The 17911-nt window shown below is 65.8% G+C and carries 21 protein-coding genes, 1 pseudogene and 1 riboswitch; of the genes and pseudogenes, 18 read left to right on the top strand and 4 right to left on the bottom strand.

Annotation, left to right across the window (positions count from 1 at the left end; genetic code table 11):
- The 3 genes and pseudogenes from IN820_RS11480 to IN820_RS11470 all read right to left on the bottom strand — a co-directional run.
- Nucleotides 1-298 (bottom strand): annotated as a pseudogene (locus tag IN820_RS11480) (IS110 family transposase); the annotation flags it as partial.
- 313 nt (nucleotides 299-611) lie between these two features.
- Entirely contained in the window at nucleotides 612-1211 is a 600-nt protein-coding gene (locus tag IN820_RS11475) for a Yip1 family protein (protein ID WP_193681103.1), read from the bottom strand.
- 139 nt (nucleotides 1212-1350) lie between these two features.
- Nucleotides 1351-1944 carry a DNA-J related domain-containing protein gene (locus IN820_RS11470; RefSeq protein WP_193681107.1) on the bottom strand — a complete coding sequence of 198 codons (594 nt, stop codon included), beginning with the start codon at nucleotides 1942-1944 and terminating at the stop codon, nucleotides 1351-1353.
- Between the two features lie 137 nt (nucleotides 1945-2081).
- Here IN820_RS11470 and ttcA point away from each other — a divergent pair, with 137 nt between their 5' ends.
- The 14 genes from ttcA to IN820_RS11405 all read left to right on the top strand — a co-directional run bounded on the left by ttcA (nucleotide 2082) and on the right by IN820_RS11405 (nucleotide 12790).
- On the top strand, nucleotides 2082-2906 hold the full coding sequence (ttcA, locus tag IN820_RS11465) for a tRNA 2-thiocytidine(32) synthetase TtcA (RefSeq protein WP_193681102.1): 825 nt from the start codon (nucleotides 2082-2084) through the stop codon (nucleotides 2904-2906).
- Nucleotides 2907-3207: 301 nt separating this feature from the next.
- Nucleotides 3208-3336, top strand: a complete 129-nt coding sequence (locus IN820_RS22785) for a hypothetical protein (protein ID WP_268939449.1) — start codon at nucleotides 3208-3210, stop codon at nucleotides 3334-3336.
- Nucleotides 3337-3601: 265 nt separating this feature from the next.
- Nucleotides 3602-4696 (top strand): 3-deoxy-7-phosphoheptulonate synthase, encoded by a 1095-nt coding sequence (locus IN820_RS11460; protein ID WP_193681101.1) that lies wholly within the window; start codon nucleotides 3602-3604, stop codon nucleotides 4694-4696.
- Between the two features lie 184 nt (nucleotides 4697-4880).
- Nucleotides 4881-5552, top strand: coding sequence for a DNA-3-methyladenine glycosylase I (locus tag IN820_RS11455; protein WP_193681100.1), 672 nt, complete (start codon nucleotides 4881-4883; stop codon nucleotides 5550-5552).
- 131 nt (nucleotides 5553-5683) lie between these two features.
- Nucleotides 5684-6049, top strand: a complete 366-nt coding sequence (locus IN820_RS11450; protein ID WP_193681099.1) for a DUF2946 domain-containing protein — start codon at nucleotides 5684-5686, stop codon at nucleotides 6047-6049.
- A gap of 111 nt (nucleotides 6050-6160) precedes the next feature.
- Nucleotides 6161-6715 carry a putative natural product biosynthesis protein gene (locus IN820_RS11445; protein ID WP_193681106.1) on the top strand — a complete coding sequence of 185 codons (555 nt, stop codon included), beginning with the start codon at nucleotides 6161-6163 and terminating at the stop codon, nucleotides 6713-6715.
- A 397-nt stretch (nucleotides 6716-7112) separates the two neighbouring features.
- A complete protein-coding gene (gene cydP, locus IN820_RS11440) occupies nucleotides 7113-7292 on the top strand; it encodes a cytochrome oxidase putative small subunit CydP (protein WP_193681098.1) in 180 nt (59 codons plus the stop codon).
- Nucleotides 7289-8929 (top strand): cytochrome ubiquinol oxidase subunit I, encoded by a 1641-nt coding sequence (locus tag IN820_RS11435; protein ID WP_193681097.1) that lies wholly within the window; start codon nucleotides 7289-7291, stop codon nucleotides 8927-8929. The genes cydP and IN820_RS11435 overlap by 4 nt, the downstream gene beginning before the upstream one ends.
- A 10-nt stretch (nucleotides 8930-8939) precedes the next feature.
- Nucleotides 8940-10082 (top strand): cytochrome d ubiquinol oxidase subunit II, encoded by a 1143-nt coding sequence (gene cydB / locus IN820_RS11430; protein ID WP_193681096.1) that lies wholly within the window; start codon nucleotides 8940-8942, stop codon nucleotides 10080-10082.
- Between the two features lie 47 nt (nucleotides 10083-10129).
- Nucleotides 10130-10237 (top strand): cytochrome bd-I oxidase subunit CydX, encoded by a 108-nt coding sequence (gene cydX, locus IN820_RS11425; protein ID WP_193681095.1) that lies wholly within the window; start codon nucleotides 10130-10132, stop codon nucleotides 10235-10237.
- The gene (locus tag IN820_RS11420) at nucleotides 10234-10530 is read left to right on the top strand and encodes a cyd operon YbgE family protein (protein WP_193681094.1); all 297 of its coding nucleotides are present in this window, start codon (nucleotides 10234-10236) and stop codon (nucleotides 10528-10530) included. Before cydX ends, IN820_RS11420 begins: the two co-directional genes overlap by 4 nt.
- 183 nt (nucleotides 10531-10713) lie before the next feature.
- Nucleotides 10714-11487, top strand: coding sequence for an NAD-dependent deacylase (locus IN820_RS11415; RefSeq protein ID WP_193681093.1), 774 nt, complete (start codon nucleotides 10714-10716; stop codon nucleotides 11485-11487).
- 61 nt (nucleotides 11488-11548) lie between these two features.
- Complete coding sequence (locus IN820_RS11410; RefSeq protein ID WP_193681092.1) at nucleotides 11549-12181, top strand: C40 family peptidase; 633 nt, start codon at nucleotides 11549-11551, stop codon at nucleotides 12179-12181.
- 90 nt (nucleotides 12182-12271) lie between these two features.
- A complete protein-coding gene (locus IN820_RS11405) occupies nucleotides 12272-12790 on the top strand; it encodes a C40 family peptidase (protein ID WP_193681091.1) in 519 nt (172 codons plus the stop codon).
- Between the two features lie 296 nt (nucleotides 12791-13086).
- Here the strand turns inward: IN820_RS11405 and IN820_RS11400 are convergent, their stop codons facing one another.
- Complete coding sequence (locus tag IN820_RS11400) at nucleotides 13087-13890, bottom strand: metallophosphoesterase family protein (RefSeq protein ID WP_193681105.1); 804 nt, start codon at nucleotides 13888-13890, stop codon at nucleotides 13087-13089.
- A gap of 153 nt (nucleotides 13891-14043) precedes the next feature.
- A riboswitch (cobalamin riboswitch) is annotated at nucleotides 14044-14259 on the top strand.
- A gap of 119 nt (nucleotides 14260-14378) precedes the next feature.
- On the opposite strand from IN820_RS11400, the gene btuB reads away from it, so the two are divergent.
- The 4 genes from btuB to IN820_RS22440 form a co-directional block, all read left to right on the top strand.
- Nucleotides 14379-16256, top strand: a complete 1878-nt coding sequence (gene btuB / locus IN820_RS11395) for a TonB-dependent vitamin B12 receptor (protein ID WP_193681090.1) — start codon at nucleotides 14379-14381, stop codon at nucleotides 16254-16256.
- A 27-nt stretch (nucleotides 16257-16283) separates the two neighbouring features.
- The gene (locus tag IN820_RS11390) at nucleotides 16284-16859 is read left to right on the top strand and encodes a hypothetical protein (protein WP_193681089.1); all 576 of its coding nucleotides are present in this window, start codon (nucleotides 16284-16286) and stop codon (nucleotides 16857-16859) included.
- Nucleotides 16859-17461, top strand: a complete 603-nt coding sequence (cobO, locus tag IN820_RS11385) for a cob(I)yrinic acid a,c-diamide adenosyltransferase (protein WP_193681088.1) — start codon at nucleotides 16859-16861, stop codon at nucleotides 17459-17461. Before IN820_RS11390 ends, cobO begins: the two co-directional genes overlap by 1 nt.
- A partial coding sequence (locus IN820_RS22440; protein ID WP_207793598.1) for a hypothetical protein occupies nucleotides 17461-17911 on the top strand: 451 nt, incomplete at its 3' end. The genes cobO and IN820_RS22440, both read left to right, overlap by 1 nt.

The raw sequence follows: 17911 nt of genomic DNA, 5'->3' as shown, positions 1-17911 counted from the left end.
CGGTTTTCAACCGCTCGCCCGCCTTGCGCGGAATCAGCGAGGGCGCCACCACCGCGCAGCCATGGCCCAGTGCTGTCAGATCACGGTAAAGGCCGTAGCCGCAGGGGCCTGCCTCGTAGCAAAAACTCAGCGACTCACCCGGCCGGCTCAACTGCTTGAGCAGTTTGCGCACCGCCGCGTCACTGTTCACGATAGTGCCGTGATACTCCGGCTCTCCGCGCCCAGGACGCGCCACCGCTACGGCAATCGTCGCTTTATGTACGTCCAAACCCACATAGACTTGGTTAAACTCATTCATGACCTGTCCCCCTCGATGCGGCTCTGTGTTGAAGGTGTTTCCCACTCCGAAAACATAACCCGCGTTCTCGAGGTGGGGCAGGTCAATCCATGATGTCTACAAGTCCTGGGTTTCATCGAATGCGTGGTGGGCTGAAGCCCACCCTGTAGGAGCCGGCTTGCCGGCGATCATCGGTGTTGCGGCTGATCGCCCGCAAGCTGGCTCCTACGAGTCCCTGGGTTTCATCGAACGCGCCTTTTCCCTGAACAGCTGACTCAGACGGAGCCAAACGAAAAGGCCGCCCGGTGGGCGGCCTCGAGAGACAGGCGGGACGTCAACGCACGTAGACCGGCCCGATGCCCATGCCCCAGGTGATCACCGACAGCGCGATGATCGCCACCAGGACCACCAGGCCTACCGCCAATACCGAACTGGAGAACATGAAGCCTTCCTCTTCGGGGATGTTCATGAATTTCGGTAGCCCGACATAGAGCAGGTAGGCCGTGTAGCAGACCGCCGCGGTGCCGACCAGCATGCCCAGCCAGAGGTGCGGATAGAGACCGGCCAGGCCGCCGATGAACAAGGGCGTCGCGGTGTAGGCGGCGAACACGATGCACTGGGTGAGGGTCGGGCTGGCATCGTAGGTGCGCGCCATCCAATGGATGAAACCGCCCATCACGGCGACCCCGGCGAGCATCGCGAAGTACGCGAGTATCGCCAACTGCATGCAACTGGCCTGGGTCAGCCTGACCGGTTCGCCACCGTTGATGCTCCAGCCGACCTGGGTCGCGCCGATGTAGGCGGATACCGCTGGAATCGCCGCCAGCAGCAGGACATGCGTCAGATACATGTGGCTGATAGTTTCTTCTTCGCCGCGGATCTCTCTCCATTCCTGACCGGGATGGGTGAACAGCCCCCAAACGTGATTGATCATGCCAGCGTCTCCTCTGTTTATGGAGGGTCGCTTCGCCTGGCGGTCGTCATCGAGGACGGCGCGTGCGACCTTATGTCGCAGTATAGGAATTCGGTGCGCCCTTACAGCCAGCGGATTAGAGTAATTCGGAGCTATGCCTTCAGCGGTAATAGCGTTGCAGTATTTCCATGGCCAGATTGATCGACTGCAGGCGCTGGGTGCTGCCGCCCCGGTCGGGGTGATGCAGGCCGACCAACTGTCGATAGCGCTGCTTGATGACAGCCAGGGTGAGCGGCTGCGCGCAACGGTCCAGCTCGAACAGCTCCAGCGCGGCGCGCTTCTCGTCGCTGCCCTGCATCCGCGTCCAGAAACTGGCCAGCAGCCGCTCGACGTCGTCCTCGTCGGTTTCCTTGAGGTTGCTCAGCTCCAGGTAATACTCGCGCAGGGCGTCCTGCTCGCTGAGCCCGGTGCATCCGGCGGCATAGGGCTGCAGCCGGATGCTCAGCGGATTGATCTCCAGGTGGCCGCTGGCCTGCTCCCGGAGGCGGTCGCGCAACAGATAGAGCGCGTTGAACACCAGAAAGTGGGTGCGGAACAGCACGAGCTTGTCGGTCAGCGGCAGGTTCGGGATATGCGTGCTGTGGCGGCGCTTGAGCTGCTGGATCAGCTGGTACTCGCTGCAGCCTTCGGGGTGTTCGCGCAGCAGGATCAGCAGTTGCTCGGGCAGGTCCAGGGCAGGGCAGAGGTCTTCGATCATCGCCAGACCCTACCACAGTGCCAGCATGCGGCCCGGCTGCGTATCACATTAACGAGCGGGCGGCGAACGGGCTGGGGCCGGGCGCGCTTTGCGCGTAAAATGCCCGGTTTTCGCATCTCTTCCGGACTTTCGCCATGGGTACCCTTTCGGTCAACCAGAACAAACTGCAGAAGCGCCTGCGCCGCCTGGCCGGCGAGGCCGTCACCGACTTCAACATGATCGAGGACGGCGACAAGGTCATGGTCTGCCTGTCCGGAGGCAAGGACAGCTACACCATGCTCGACGTGCTGCTGTATCTGCAGAAGGTCGCGCCGATCCGCTTCGAGATCGTGGCGGTGAACATGGACCAGAAGCAGCCGGGTTTCCCCGAGCACGTGCTGCCCGAGTACCTGCAGTCCATCGACGTCGAGTACCACATCGTCGAGAAGGACACCTATTCGGTGGTCAAGGAGAAGATCCCGGAAGGCAAGACCACCTGCTCGCTGTGCTCGCGCCTGCGCCGCGGCACGCTCTACACCTTCGCCGACGAGATCGGCGCGACCAAGATGGCGCTCGGGCACCATCGCGACGACATCCTCGAGACCTTCTTCCTCAACATGTTCTACGGCGGCACGCTCAAGGCCATGCCGCCCAAGCTGCTCTCCGACGACGGCCGCAACGTGGTGATCCGCCCGCTGGCCTATTGCAGCGAGGCCGATATCGAGGCCTACGCGAAGATGAAGGCATTCCCGATCATCCCCTGCAACCTCTGCGGCTCGCAGGAAAACCTGCAGCGCCAGGTGGTCAAGGAAATGCTGCAGGAGTGGGAACGCAAGTCGCCGGGGCGCACCGAGATCATGTTCCGCGCGCTGCAGAACGTGGTGCCCTCGCAACTGGCTGATCGCAACCTGTTCGATTTCAAGAGCCTGCGCATCGACAACGACGCCACGCCGCGCTTCGTCGATGTGATGAGCCTGTAGGGCGGGGCGGGCGGCGCTCCGTTGGGGCGTGTAGCGCCGAAACCCAGCGTCATGCCGAGGTTGCCTGAGATTCCGCTCGTTGGGCTTCGCTGCGCTCAACCCAACCTACCGTATTGCGCCCCGACCATGAGGCCACGCCGCGCGGTGTCGGCGCGATGACCGTAGGTTGGGTTGAGGCGCATGGCGCCGAAGCCCAACGTCACACCTGCGCCCACCCCAACCGACACCATCCCGCCGGATATTGCGGTTGAAACCCGCCGGCGCGCTGGAGTATGGTTCAGGACATCTTTCGGAGAACAGCATGTCCCTCAGCCTCGCTTCCCTGTCCCTTGCCAACGCCGGTGCCGTCCGCACCGCGCCGGCGCTTGGCCAGGTGGTCGCCGCTGGCGGTTATTACTTCGGGTATTGGTTTAGCCACTGGCGCGCCTGATACCCCACAGGCGCCCTAGCAAGCAGGGTCGCCACCAGAGATGTTTTCGAACCCCCGGTCGGCCACCCGACCGGGGGTTTTGTTTTTTCGGCCAGCGAAGGCCCAACGCAACGAGGAATACGCCATGACCACTTACCGCACCGACCGTCATTACCGCTACGACTGGCGATTTAGCCGCTTCGCCGCTGCCCCGACACCACGCGAACGAACACTCGACTAGTGCCGTCGCGGGACCACCCGCGCCGGCAGAAGGAACCGCCAGATCATGAATGCATCCGCTACCGCCCAGAACCTCGCCATCCCGCTCGCCGTCGCCGAATCCGCTGCGGTCGACTCGCTTCCCGCCCGCCGTACCGCCCAGCCGTTGCCCAGCCCCGCCGTGTTGCGTCAGCGGCTGCCGCTCGACGCCGTGCTGGCCGAACGCATCCGCAACGACCGCAACGCCATCCGCGCCGTACTCGAGGGCCGCGACCCGCGCCTGCTGGTGGTCGTCGGCCCCTGTTCGCTGCATGATCCGGCCGCCGCGCTGGACTACGCCCAGCGCCTGGCCGAACTGGCGCCGCAGGTCAGCGACCAGCTATTGCTGGTGATGCGCGCCTACGTGGAAAAACCGCGCACCACCGTTGGCTGGAAAGGCCTGGTCTACGATCCGCAGCTGGACGGCAGCGGCGACATGGCCGAAGGGTTGCGGCTGTCACGTCGGCTGATGCTGGACATCCTCGAGACCGGCCTGCCGCTCGCCAGCGAACTGCTGCAGCCGCTGGCCGCCGGTTACTTCGACGATCTGCTCGGCTGGGCCGCCATCGGCGCACGTACCAGCGAGTCGCAGATCCACCGCGAGATGGTCAGCGGGCTGGATCTGCCGGTGGGCTTCAAGAACGGCACCGACGGCAGCCTGGGGATCGCCTGCGACGCCATGCGCTCGGCAGCGCATCCGCACCGGCATTTCGGCCTCGACGCACTGGGCCATCCGGCGTTGCTGGAGACCCGCGGCAACCCGGATACCCACCTGGTGCTGCGCGGCGGGCATCGCGCGCCCAACTACGATGCCGCCAGTGTCGCCGCCGCGCGCGCCGCGCTGCAGAAGCAGGGCATCGCGCCACGGATCATGGTCGATTGCAGTCACGCCAACAGCGGCAAGGACCCGTTGCGTCAGCCCGCCGTGCTGGCAAGCGTAATCGAGCAGCGCCTGGCCGGCGATGCCAGCCTGCGCGGTGTGATGCTCGAAAGCCACCTGTTCGACGGCTGCCAGCCGTTGTCGGGCGAGCTGCGCTACGGCGTGTCCATTACCGATGGCTGTCTGGGCTGGAGTGGCACGGAGCGGCTGCTGCGCGAGGCGGCCCGGCGCCTGCGTGGCTGAGTCCGACAAGCTGCACGGCGCTCCGCGAATGCCTGCACGACACGTAGGGTGGACAACGCGAAGCGTGTCCACCGTTTGCACCATTGCGGCAGTTAGGGTGGAAAACGCTTGGGCGACGACGGGCTTGCGAGGCGGGCCGGTCGTCGGCACCCTGTGCCGCTGCCGTCGCAACCGGATACCACCCATGCATGACTACAAATGGCTGCACGAATACTGCCTCAACCGTTTCGGCTCGGCCGCGGCGCTGGAGGCGCGCCTGCCGCAGCCGCGCAGTGCCGATGAGTTGCGCAGCGTTTCGGACGATCGCTACCTGTCGCTGATCAGCCTGCGCATCTTCCGCGCCGGGCTCAAGCACAGCCTGGTGGACGCCAAGTGGCCGGCCTTCGAACAGGCCTTCTTCGGCTTCGACCCGGAGAAGGTGGTGCTCATGGGCGGCGAGCATATCGAGCGGCTGATGCAGAACGCACAACTGATCCGCCACCTCGGCAAACTCAAGAGCGTGCCACGCAACGCGCAGTTCGTGCTCGATGTGGCGAGGCAGCAGGGCCGCTTCGGCAACCTGCTGGCCGACTGGCCGGGCGAGGATATCGTTGGCCTGTGGCGCTATCTCGCCAGGTACGGCAGCCAGCTCGGCGGGTTGTCGGCGCCGCGCCTGCTGCGCATGGCCGGCAAGGACACCTTCGTTCCCAGCAACGACGTGGTCGCCGCGCTGAAGGCGCAGGAGATCGTCGACAGGGTGCCCAGCAGCCAGCGCGACCAGGCCGCGGTGCAGGCCGTGTTCAACCAGTGGCAGGTCGAAAGCGGGCGGCCGTTGTGCCAGCTTTCGGCGATGCTGGCTTTTACCGTCAATCACTGAATCCATCGGCAGGGCACGCCGCACGGTGCGTGGCGCGCACCCAAGCGAGTGCCACCACTGGGCTGGCGGCCAGGCACACTGCGACGGTTTGGCGCAGCACTGGTGCCGTGAACCCGGTGTAGAGTCGAAACATGACCATCGTCAACGTCAAGCGTGCGCGGATCGTGTGGGTACTCCTCACCTGCATCCTGATCAATGCCTTCGTTTGTAGCCTGAACCATGCAGCGCACGTGGGCTTCGGGCTGGCCATGGGGCAGGATGCCTTCTGTCTCGGCGACGGCGCGTCGCCAGGCGGCGGTGCGCTCCCCGCGGACGTTCACGACCTGTCCGAGCAGGCGCTCGACTGCCCGCTGTGCGGTTCGGTCTTCCTCGGCATCCTCGTGCTGTTCGCCCTGGCCTGGCTGGGCCGCAGGGCGACGACCACGACGCCGGTCCCGCAACGGGAGCGGCTCGGTCCGCGTCATTACTGGCCATCGCTGAATCCCCGCGCACCCTGAAGTCCCCAACTGCCGTATCCATGGTGTCCAGGTGCCGCAGCCATGCGCTGCGCGCCGGACTGGCAACTGTCGGAGCATTCCGACGGCACGGTCAAACAGGGGACTCACCACATGACCATGATGGAAAGATTCGCCCGCGCCGAAGGCCGCATCAGCTATCGGCTGCCCTTCCCGGATTACCCCAGCAATGCCCGCAGCTTCGTGCATCTGGATGCCAAGCTGCTGCCGTACTGGCACGCCTTGTTCGATGTCTGCCCGCGTCTGCTCAAGCTGGACCCGCCGGACGGGCTGAACATCTTCCGCGCATTCATGACCTGGGCCTATGCCCGTCAGCTCGCGCTCAACTGGACCTTTCACCTCGGCGTCTGCCGCTGGTTGCTGATTTCGGACTACCGCGAGCGGGTCGACCAGGATCATATCGAGGCGATGCTGATCGCTGCGGCGGCGCGTTGGGTTGGCGGCGATGACAGTCCGGCGCTCGGCATCGTGCTTGGCTGGCGTGGCAGCAGCGAACACGTCTTCGACTGGAAGCCGCGTGTACGCCAGGGGGCTCGCCCGTTTGCGGCCGAGGAGGAAGAGCTGCCCCCGCCGCCCTGGGACTTCGCCTGGAGCCCGCTTTCCGGCACCGGCGGCAATGGCTTCCGCCGCTGGCTCAGGGTGCCCTGACTGCGACAGCTCGCCGCGGTGTCGGGCCGGCGCCCGGATGCGCCATGGCAAAGGCCCTCGCTCAATCACGCGTTGCAGGGCAATGGGCCGGCGGTCCGACCCTCTCGAACGGCTTGTCGCCGAGCGCGGCGAAGCCCGACGGGCCAATGCCGCCGAAGTCGGCACCGATGGGGTGGGGCAGGCTGTCGCAGTTGTCGCCCCGGGTAACGGACCGGACACTTTCGTTGCCTCGAGCCCGAGCAGCGCTTCCACGGGTGGGTTCGAGGTGGAGCGATTGAGCCGGGGATGCAGTGCCCGGTTTCGGCCCCCACCCCAAGGGGGGCCTTCAATCGCAGCATGCTGCCGAAGGCGCAAACGCCGGGGCAGTGCATATCAGTATGCGAGCAGGGAGGTAGGCATGTTCAAGCCGTCGCTCAGGCGGGACGTCGTGCTGATTCTGCTGGTCAAGGTCGCGATCCTCATGACCATAAAAAGCATCTGGTTCGATGCTCCCAGCATTCCCGAGAACGGTTCGGCGCGGGTTGCCGAATATTTGCTTGATTCGCGGGGCTCGATCCCCGAGGGAGGGCCGAGATGATCTCGGAAAGCGTTGTCGATCTATCACGCCTGCAATTCGCCATGACGGCGATGTATCACTTTCTGTTCGTGCCGCTGACCCTGGGGCTGGCCTTCCTGCTCGCCATCATGGAATCGGTCTACGTCATGACCGGCAAGCAGATCTACCAGGACATGACCAAATTCTGGGGCAAGCTGTTCGGCATCAACTTCGCCCTCGGCGTCACCACCGGGCTGACCATGGAGTTCCAGTTCGGCACCAACTGGGCCTACTACAGCCACTACGTCGGCGACATCTTCGGTGCGCCGCTGGCCATCGAGGGGCTGATGGCGTTCTTTCTCGAATCCACCTTCATCGGGCTGTTCTTCTTCGGCTGGGATCGCCTGAGCAGGGTGCAGCACCTGGCCGTCACCTGGCTGGTGGCGCTGGGTTCGAACCTCTCGGCATTGTGGATTCTCATCGCCAATGGCTGGATGCAGAACCCGGTGGGCTCGGAATTCAATTTCGAGACCATGCGCATGGAGCTGGTGGACTTCGGCGCGCTGCTGTTCAACCCGGTGGCGCAGGTGAAGTTCGTCCATACCGTGTCGGCCGGCTACGTCACCGGGGCGATCTTCGTCCTGGCCATCTCCAGCTACTACCTGCTGAACAAGCGTGACCTGGGTTTCGCCCGGCGCTCGTTCGCCATCGCCGCGGTGTTCGGCCTGGCCTCGACGATCTCGGTGATCATCCTCGGCGACGAGTCCGGCTACGAGATCGGCGACGTGCAGAAGGTCAAGCTCGCTGCCATCGAAGCCGAGTGGGAAACCCATCCGGCACCGGCCGGCTTCACGCTGTTCGGCCTGCCCAATCAGCAGGAGATGCGCACCGACTACGAGGTGAAGATTCCCTATGCGCTGGGGCTGATCGCCACCCGCTCGGTGGACGAGCAGATCAAGGGCATCAAGCAGTTGCTCGCCGAGCACGAGCTGCGCATCCGCAACGGCATGCTTGCCTACGAGCGGTTGCAGCAATTGCGCACCGGCGACGACTCGCCCGAGGCCATCGCCGCCTTCGACGCGGTCAAGCAGGACCTGGGCTACGGGCTGCTGCTCAAGCGCTACACCGAGAACGTGGTGGATGCCAGCGACGAGCAGATCCGGCTCGCCGCGCTGGACACCATCCCCGACGTGTTCAGCCTGTTCTGGACCTTCCGGGCCATGGTTGCCGCAGGCTTTCTCATGCTGCTGCTGTTCGCGCTGGCGAGCTGGGCCTCGATCAAGCGCAATGCCGAGAACAAGCCCTGGCTGCTGAAATGCGCGCTGTTCAGCCTGCCGCTGCCGTGGATCGCGGCGCAGACCGGCTGGTACGTCGCCGAGCACGGCCGCCAGCCCTGGTCGATCGCCGAGGTACTGCCGACCCATCTCTCCACCTCGACGCTCGCCGCAGGCGACATCTGGGGTTCGCTGATCGCCCTGGTGGCCTTCTACAGCCTGCTGTTGGTGGTGGAAATGTTCCTGATGATCCGCTTCGCGCGGCTCGGTCCGAGCAGCCTGCATACCGGCCGTTATCACTTCGAACGGGAAGCGTCCGCGGCGAACCAGGTGCAGACGCTGCGCGAGGTTGTCGCCGTGCCGGCGCCCGCAAAAGATGCCCCCACCGAACCTTCCGCCGTGTGAGGTAAGCAAGATGTTCGACTACGAGGTTCTCAAACTCATTTGGTGGGTGCTGATCGGCGTGCTGCTGATCGGCTTCGCCCTGACCGATGGCTTCGACATGGGCGCCATGGCTCTGATGCCCTTCGTCGGCAAGACCGACAACGAGCGGCGGGTGGCGATCAACACCATCGCGCCGCACTGGGATGGCAACCAGGTCTGGTTCATCACCGCTGGCGGCGCGCTGTTCGCCGCCTGGCCGATGGTCTACGCGGTGGCCTTCTCCGGGTTGTACTGGGCGATGCTGCTGGTGCTGTTCGCACTCTTCTGCCGGCCGGTGGGCTTCGACTACCGCAGCAAGGTGGAAGACCCGCGCTGGCGCAACGCCTGGGACTGGGCGCTGTTCGTCGGTGGCGCGGTGCCGGCACTGGTGTTCGGCGTGGCCTTCGGCAACCTGTTCCTCGGCCTGCCGTTCCAGCTCGACGAGCTGATGCGTTCCAGCTACCAGGGTTCCTTCTTCGCGCTGCTCAACCCCTTCGCGCTGCTGTGCGGCATCGTCAGCCTGAGCATGCTCGGCGCCCACGGCGGTGCCTGGCTGATGCTGCGCACCGACGGCGCGCTGGGCGAGCGGTCGCGGCAGGCGACCCGGCTGTGCGCGCTGGTGTTCCTGCTCGGCTTCGTGGCGGCCGGGCTGTGGCTGGCGCTGGGCATCCAGGGCTTCAGCCAACTGTCGGTCACCGATCCGGGGGCGGCGCTCAATCCGCTGTTGCACAAGCAGGTGGCGCAGAACAACGCCGGCTGGCTGGGCAACTACAGCCTGTATCCGATCACCCTGATCGCGCCGGTCATCGGCATCGCCGGTGCGTTGCTGGCGCTGCTCGGTACTCGCCGCAACAGCGGTGGGACGAGCTTCCTCGGCACCAGCCTGATGATCGTCGGCAGCATCTGCACCGCGGGGTTCGCGCTGTTCCCCTTCGTCTTCCCGTCGAGCCTCGATCCGGCATCGAGCCTGACCCTGTGGGATGCGGTGTCGAGCCGCAAGACCCTGGGCATCATGTTCGTCGTGGCCTGCATCTTCGTGCCGCTGATCCTCTGCTACACGCTGTGGAGCTACATCCGCATGTGGGGCCGGCTGAACGACAGGAGCATCGAGGCCAACCCCCACGGGCTGTACTGATCGCGCGGGCGGGCGGCCCGCGCCCGCGTCGCCAAGGAGAAACGACTATGTGGTATTTCACCTGGATTCTCGGTGTGCTGCTGGCCTGCAGCTTCGGTATCATCAACGCGCTGTGGCTCGAAGCCACGCAGGATCTGGATGCGGACGAGCCGTGATCGGCACGGCCACTGCCTGGCTCTACCGGCCGGCCAGCCGTGTGCTGTCGCTGCTGCTGGCCACGCCGCTGGCGCTGGTATTGCTGATCCACCCGGCGGCGATGCTCGACAGCCGGGGTGGCTACAGCCATCCGCTGCTGATGCTGGTGATGTGGGGCGTATCGGCTGGCTTCGTACACGGCGTCGGCTTCGTTCCGCGGCTGTGGCTGTGGGGCTGGCTGCTCGGGCCGCTGCCTGCCTGGACGTTCGCCATGCTCGGCTATCTGATCCTGTTCGATGCCCGTTTGGGCTGATTGCGGCGGGCGCGGCGAGGCAACCGGTAAAGAACGCAGCGGGTGCGCTGCGCGTGCCCGCGGTTGATGCGCAAGCATCGATGCGTGCAATGCAGCCTTGGAAACCGAGGCTTCGCTATGATGCCGATATCCATGGCGTTCCGTCGGCCACGCCGGAGCCATGCCCGCAGCTACGGAGATCCTATGCACGCGCAGATTCAACTGGTCGCCCAGGCACTGGCCCGGGCCGAGCGGATTCTGGTCATCACCGGCGCCGGGCTGTCCGCCGATTCCGGGCTGCCCACCTATCGCGGCCTGGGTGGGTTGTACAACGGCCATACCGAGGAGGGACTGCCGATCGAGGCGGCGCTGTCCGGGCCGATGCTGCGCCGCGACCCTGCGCTGTGCTGGAAGTATCTCGCCGAGATCGGTCGCGCCTGTCTGGGCGCCCGCCCCAATGCCGGCCACTTCGCCCTTGCCGAACTGCAGCGGCGCAAGCCCGGTTGCTGGGTGCTGACGCAGAACGTCGATGGCTATCACCGCGCCGCCGGCAGCCCGGTGCAAAGGCTGATCGAGATCCATGGCGAGCTGTCGCCGCTGTTCTGCATGGATTGCCGGCAGCGCAGCTTTGAGCTGGCCGAGCACCTGCAGCGCCCGCTGCCACCACGCTGCGATCGCTGCGGTGGCGTGCTGCGGCCGCCGGTGGTGCTGTTCGAGGAACTGCTGCCCGAGGCCGAACTCGGCCGCCTGCAGACGCAACTGGCGCTGGGCTTCGACGCGGTGCTGGCGGTCGGCACCTCGGCCAGCTTCGCCTATATCGTCGAGCCGGTGCTGCGTGCGCGGCGGGGCGGCGGCTTCACCGCCGAGATCAATCCGCAGGCAGGCGAGCTCTCCGCCTTCGTGGATGTCCATCTCGAGGGCGGGGCGGCAGACGTTTTGCCGCAGCTGATCCGTCACATTTCATCCGATAAAATTTGATCATCGAAGCGATAGCAGGCATAGTCGCCGGCACTTTGAAATCACCGACACGGCCGTGCCCATGCGCCAACGCTTCGCACCCCTCGTGCCTTTTGCACTGATAGCCTTGCTGACCGCCTGTGCCGGGCAGCAGATCCAGCCCGACAGCAACCCGCAACCCCAGCCGCAACGGTCGTACCATTTCGACCAGGCGGCCGCCGAGCTCGACAGCAACGAGCCGAGCGAGCAGCAGTTGCGCGAACTCACCGATGAACGGAGCTACGAGCTGCCGCCGTTGGCCGACAGCATTCTCGAGCGCGGCTTCACCCTGGTCGGCACGCCGTATCGTTACGGTGGCAGCTCGGTGAAAACCGGTTTCGACTGCAGTGGCTTCGTCGGTTTCCTGTTCCGCAAGGAAGCCGGGCTCGAGCTGCCGCGCTCCACCCGCGAGCTGATCAACCTCGATGCGCCGCTGGTCAAGCGCAGCGAGCTGGAGCCGGGCGATATCCTGTTCTTCAACAACCGTGGCCGCGGGCGGGTCAGCCATGCCGGTATCTATATCGGCGACGACCAGTTCATCCATGCTTCCAGCAGCCGCAGCGGCGGTGTGCGGGTCGACAGCCTGGACGACAGGTACTGGCGCGCCAGCTACATGGAAGCCAAGCGCGTGCTGGCCCTGGCGCCGGACACGGGCTCGACCACGGTCCGCCGCTGAAGCGTCGTTGAATATTTGCCGATGCCGCGGGGTTGCGTCTTCCCGCGCATGCCGGCAGAGTGATGGCTCGACCGCCAGGACCGCTCTGCCATGCCTTTTTCGGCCCGTCTCTCGATCATCCTGCTGATCGCTCTGCTCACCGCCTGCGCCGGTCACGCACCGCAGCCGCCGGTCATCGCGCCGGTCGAGCGGCCGGTTTCCGCTACGGCCGAGGACGTTCTCTTCAGTGCCCTGGGGCTGGTCGGCACACCCTATCGCTACGGCGGCAATACGCCGGACAGCGGCTTCGACTGCAGCGGCCTGATCGGCTACGTCTATCGTGGCGCGGCCGGCATCAGCCTGCCGCGCACCACGCTCGAGATGAGCCGGGTACGCGGCTCCGACGTCGGTCGTGATGCCCTGCAGGCCGGCGATCTGCTGTTCTTCGCCACCAGTGGCGGGCGCCGCGTCAGCCATGCCGGCATTTATGTCGGCGAAGGCCGGTTCGTCCATGCCCCTTCCACCGGCGGGACGGTGCGGCTGGACAGCCTGGCCAGCGGCTACTGGCAGAAGAACTACCTCAGCGCCAAGCGCCTGCTCGAGACCGAGCGCCTGGCCAGCAATCCCTGAGCGTTCCGGCTGACCGGCCTGTATCGGCGCGAGGGCGCGCCTCCTGCAGGGTTCGGTGTGCACCTGCTGTTTTCGTGAGCGACCGCGGCTGCTCCCGGCGGCCTGGCATCGACCATATCCTTGGGTATTGCCCGAGTCGGGGCGATGCTTTCAGGCTTCAGCTTTTGGCCGCATCGTAGGGCGGAGCAGCCCGCCGATAGGGCGTTGGCGTCTGCTCCGTTCGGTGGGTTGCAACCTGCGTTTTGCGCATGAGCCGGCGGCGCGTGCAGCGCACCAACGTATCGTCCGGGCGCCGTTCACCAGCCCAGATTGAAGTGCGAGCCAAGGGCGAAATGGTCGTCGAGCATGTCCCAGCGCTCGACGCAGACCTTTTTCTGCGCGCCCGGCGTGAGCTTCAGCCGGTTGAAGGAGTTCGGCGAGGTGCCGCGCAGCCGCGAGGACAGCGTGGTGCCGGCCTGCACCATCCAGATTTCCCGCGCCAATCCCTGGTACTGCCTGGACAACGGCAGCACGTAGGGCAGGTGGATATGCCCGCCCATCACCAGGTCCAGGCCGTGCTCGGCCCAACGCTGCAGGGCGGGTTCGGCACCGTGCTGCAGGTTGCTCAGGTCGCTCTGTACCATGGCGCCGAAGGGCTGGTGGGCGACCACGATGCGCACCTTCTCGCCGTCGGTGCGCGCCAGCCGCTGCGCCACCGCCTCGGCCTGTTCGGGCGTCACCCGGCCGTCCTTGTGGCGCCGCGGGTGCGTGGTGTTGAGGCCGATCACCAGCATCTGTTCGTTCTCGAAGACCGGTTCCAGCTCGTCGCCGAAGTGCCGGCGGTAGTTGCCGTAGGGCGTGAGGAAGCGGGCGAAGAGGTTGTACAGCGGGATGTCATGGTTGCCTGGAATCACCAGGGCATCGGTGATGCCATGGCCGTGTAGCCGCTCGACGAAGGCCTGCGCCGCGGCGAACTGGCCGCGGCGGGCGCGTTGGGTGATGTCGCCGGAGAAGACCAGCAGGTCGGCGCCGTGCTCGCGCACGTGGTCTTCCAGCGCCTGGACCACGGCTGGCTGTTCGGTGCCGAAATGGGTGTCGGAGATCTGCAGGATCGTGGTCATGGGGCAGGGCATGTCTCGATGGCCGATGGCGTGCAGGGGCATTGTTGCATTCGAAGCCTGCCGCCGTCCGCCGTTCCAAGCGATTGCCGGCAACATGCACATGGAGATTGTGCTGCGACAACCCGATGGTTGCGCGGCGCCCGGCCTTGGACTAACCTCCGCGTCGCCTCAGGTGCCACTGGCTCAATGCCAGTGGTGAAACAGGGAAGCCGGTCCATTCTCACGAAGATTCCGGCGCTGCCCCCGCAACGGTAGGCGAGTCGAGAAACCGCAACGGCCACTGTGCTCACGCACGGGAAGGCGCGGTTTCGGGATGCCACGCAGCATCCACTCGCAAGCCCGGAGACCGGCCTGTCGTATTTCACTGACAGTGCGGCGGGCGCTGAGTGGGTGTATGCCCTTGCGGGTATTCCCTCCTCATGCGGGTTCCTCCGTCTGTCGTTACCGACCCTGAGTCGTGCGGCGGGCACGACGGAGAACCTCGATCGATGCGCAATTCCCTTCCCCTGGCCGTGGTGCTGCTGGGCCTCCCTTCCTGTGTCCTGGCCGATCACGGCGATGCCCTGCTGTTGGGCCAGCAGGTGATCACCGCCAGCCGCACCGGCCATTCGCCGGTGTCCATCGCGTCCAGCAGCCTCATTACCCGTGACGACATCGAACGCCAGCAGGCCGGCAGCGTGCCGGAGCTGCTGCAGCGCCTGGCCGGGGTCAGCGTCACCAGCAATGGCGGGCGCGGCAAGAGCACCTCGGTGTCCATCCGCGGCACCAGCGACAAGCACGTGCTGGTGCTGATCGACGGGGTCCGGGTCGGTTCGGCCACCTCCGGCAGCGCCGCGCTGCAGAGTATCCCGGTGGAGCAGATCGAGCGCATCGAAATCGTCCGTGGGCCGCGCTCCAGCCTGTACGGTTCGGAAGCCATGGGTGGGGTGATCCAGATCTTCACCCGTCGCGGTGGCGCCGCTGGCTTCAAGCCTTACTTCTCGGTAGGTGCCGGTTCGCGCTCGAGCTACAGCGGATCGGCCGGCGTGGCCGGCAGCCACGGCAACGGCTGGTTCAACCTCGGCGTGGCCAGCGAGTCCACCGACGGCATCAATGCCCGCGCCTACCGCAGCAGCGCGCCCAGGGCCTACGAGCCGGATGCCGACGGCTACCGCGAGTTGTCCGGTCTGCTGCGCGCCGGCTATCGCTTCGACAACGGCCTGGAGCTCGACGGCAGCTGGCTGCAGAGCGAGAACCACAGCGACTTCGACAGCCGCAGTTACAGTGAGAAAACGGGAAGGACGAGCGGCACTTATGCCTACGGCGACGGCTCGCTGCAGGCGCTCAGCGGCCGTGCGCGCTTCTCGCCGCAGGCGTTCTGGGACGTCACCCTGCAGGCCGGGCACAGCGAGGACCTGGGGGACAACTTCCAGGACGGCCGCTTCTATTCGCGCTTCGATACCCGCCGCGACAGCTTCAACTGGCAGAACGATTTCCACTTGGCCGAGGCGCAGGTGCTGAGCATCGGCATGGACTACCAGACGGACCGTATCGACAGCAGCGACAGCTACCTCAAGGACAGCCGCTACAACAGGGGCTACTTCGTCCAGTACCAGGCCGCCTTCGGCCGCCACGGCGTGCAGGCCGGCCTGCGCCGCGACAAGGACGAGTTCTTCGGTTCGCACGATACCGGCAGCCTGGGCTACAGCTTCGACCTGAGCGACGCGCTGACGCTGACCGCCGCCTATGGCACCGCCTACCGCGCGCCGACCTTCAACGACCTGTACTACCCGGCAAGCAGCTCCACCGCCGGCAATCCGGACGTCCAGCCGGAAGAGTCGGAAAGCTATGAACTGGGCATCCGCGGCAGCCACGGCTGGGGCGAATGGAGCGTCAACGCCTATGAAAACCAGATCGAGGACCTGATCGTCTGGGCGGGCACCAGCCCGATGCGTCCGGAAAACGTCGACGTGGCGCGTATCCGCGGCATCGAGACCCGCGTCGCCACCGTGCTGGCCGGCTGGGAGCTGGCCGCCAACCTGACCTTCATGGACCCGCAGGACCGCAGCAAGGCCAACCATGGCCACCTGCTGCAGCGCCGCGCCAAGCGTCAGTTCAACCTGGATCTGGATCGCCAGTTCGGCGCCGTCGGCCTGGGCGCCTCGCTGTACGCGGCGAGCGAGCGCTTCGACAAGGCGAGCAATGCCGAAAGCACTCGCATGCCCGGCTACGCCCTGGTGGACCTGCGCAGCGAGTACCGCCTCGACGAGGCCTGGCGCCTGCAGGTCAAGCTGGCGAACCTGTTCGACCGCGACTACGAAACGATCCAGACCTACGAGCAGCCCGGCCGCGCGGTGTATTTCACCCTGCGTTATCAGGCCCTGTAACCCGGCAACCTACCCGAGGAAAACACCATGCACGTCCTGTCCACCCGCGCCCAACTGGCAATCGGCGGCGCGCTGATCCTGCTGATGGCCATGACCCGCGGCCAGCACTTCGCCAGCGTCGAGAACCTGCCCAGCGCAAGCTGGTCGATCTTCTTCCTCGCCGGCTTCTACCTGCGCCCGCGCTGGATGTTCGTGCTGCTGTTCGCCGCGGCGTCCGTGCTGGACTTCGGCTCCCTGGCCAGCGGCAGCATCAGCGACTGGTGCCTGTCGCCGGCCTACTGGGCGCTGGTGCCGGCCTACGGCAGCCTGTGGCTGGCCGGGCGGCTGTTCGCTGGCTGGCAGCGCGACGACCTGCGCAGCCTGGCCGTACTGGTGTTGACGCTGCTGGCGGCGGGCTTCGTCGCCTACCTGATCTCCGGCGGGGCTTTCTATTTCTTCTCGGGCCGCTATCTGGAGCCGACGCTGGCCGGCTTCCTGCCGCGCATCGCCGAGTACCTGCCGCGTCACCTGGGCAACCTGGCGTTCTACGTCGGCACGGCGCTGGTGCTGCACCTCGGCATCGTCTCGGCGCTGCGCCTGTACCTTCAGCGGCAGGTACGCTGATGGACGCGCGCGATGCACGCCACCGGGCGCGGATGCAGCGCAAGAAGGCGGTGGTCGACGCGAAGATCGCCGAGGCGCAGGACGAATACGGCCTGTTGTTGGTGCACACCGGCAACGGCAAGGGCAAGAGCAGTTCGGCCTTCGGCATGGTCGCCCGGGCGCTGGGCCATGGCATCAAGGTTGGCGTGGTGCAGTTCATCAAGGGCGCCGCCAGCACCGGCGAGGAAAATTTCTTCCGGCGTTTCCCCGGGGAGGTGCGCTATCACGTGATGGGCGAGGGCTTCACCTGGGAGACCCAGGATCGCCAGCGCGACATCGCCAAGGCCCGCGAGGCCTGGGCGGTGGCGGCCGAGCTGCTGGCCGATCCCGATATCGGCCTGGTGGTGCTGGATGAGCTGAATATCGCGCTGAAATACGGCTATCTGGAACTGGAGCCGGTGCTCGCCGACATCGAGTCGCGGCCGCTGCTGCAGCACGTCGTGGTCACCGGCCGCGGCGCGCCGCCCGGATTGATCGAGGCGGCGGATACCGTCACCGAGATGAGCCTGGTCAAGCATGCCTTCAAGGCGGGCGTGAAGGCACAGAAGGGCGTGGAGTTCTGATGCCGTCGCTCACGGATTGCGTCGGGTGGATGATGCCTTTTTCATCCACCACCGGCGTTGTCGGTGGATGGGTGAAGCGTCATCCACCCTACGGTGCCGCCGGCCTTGTTCATCGAGATGCGATCCATGCCGGGATGATGTCCGTCGGTAGTTGCGTAGGGTGGATGACGCCTTTTTCATCCACCACCGGTGTTGTCGGTGCATGGGTGAAGCGTCATCCACCCTACGGTGCCGCCGGCCTTGTCCATCGAGGTGCGATCCATGCCGGGATGATGTCCGTCGGTAGTTGCGTAGGGTGGATGACGCCTTTTTCATCCACCATCGGTGTTGTCGGTGGATGGGTGAAGCGTCATCCACCCTACGGTGCCGCAGGCCTTGTTCATCGAGGTGCGATCCATGCCGGGATGACGTCGGCCGGTAGTTGCGTCGGGTGGATGACGCCTTTTTCAT

The organism is Pseudomonas lopnurensis (assembly GCF_015070855.1).
Classification (GTDB): Bacteria; Pseudomonadota; Gammaproteobacteria; order Pseudomonadales; family Pseudomonadaceae; genus Stutzerimonas; species Stutzerimonas lopnurensis.
This window is presented reverse-complemented; position numbering and strand designations above follow the sequence as displayed.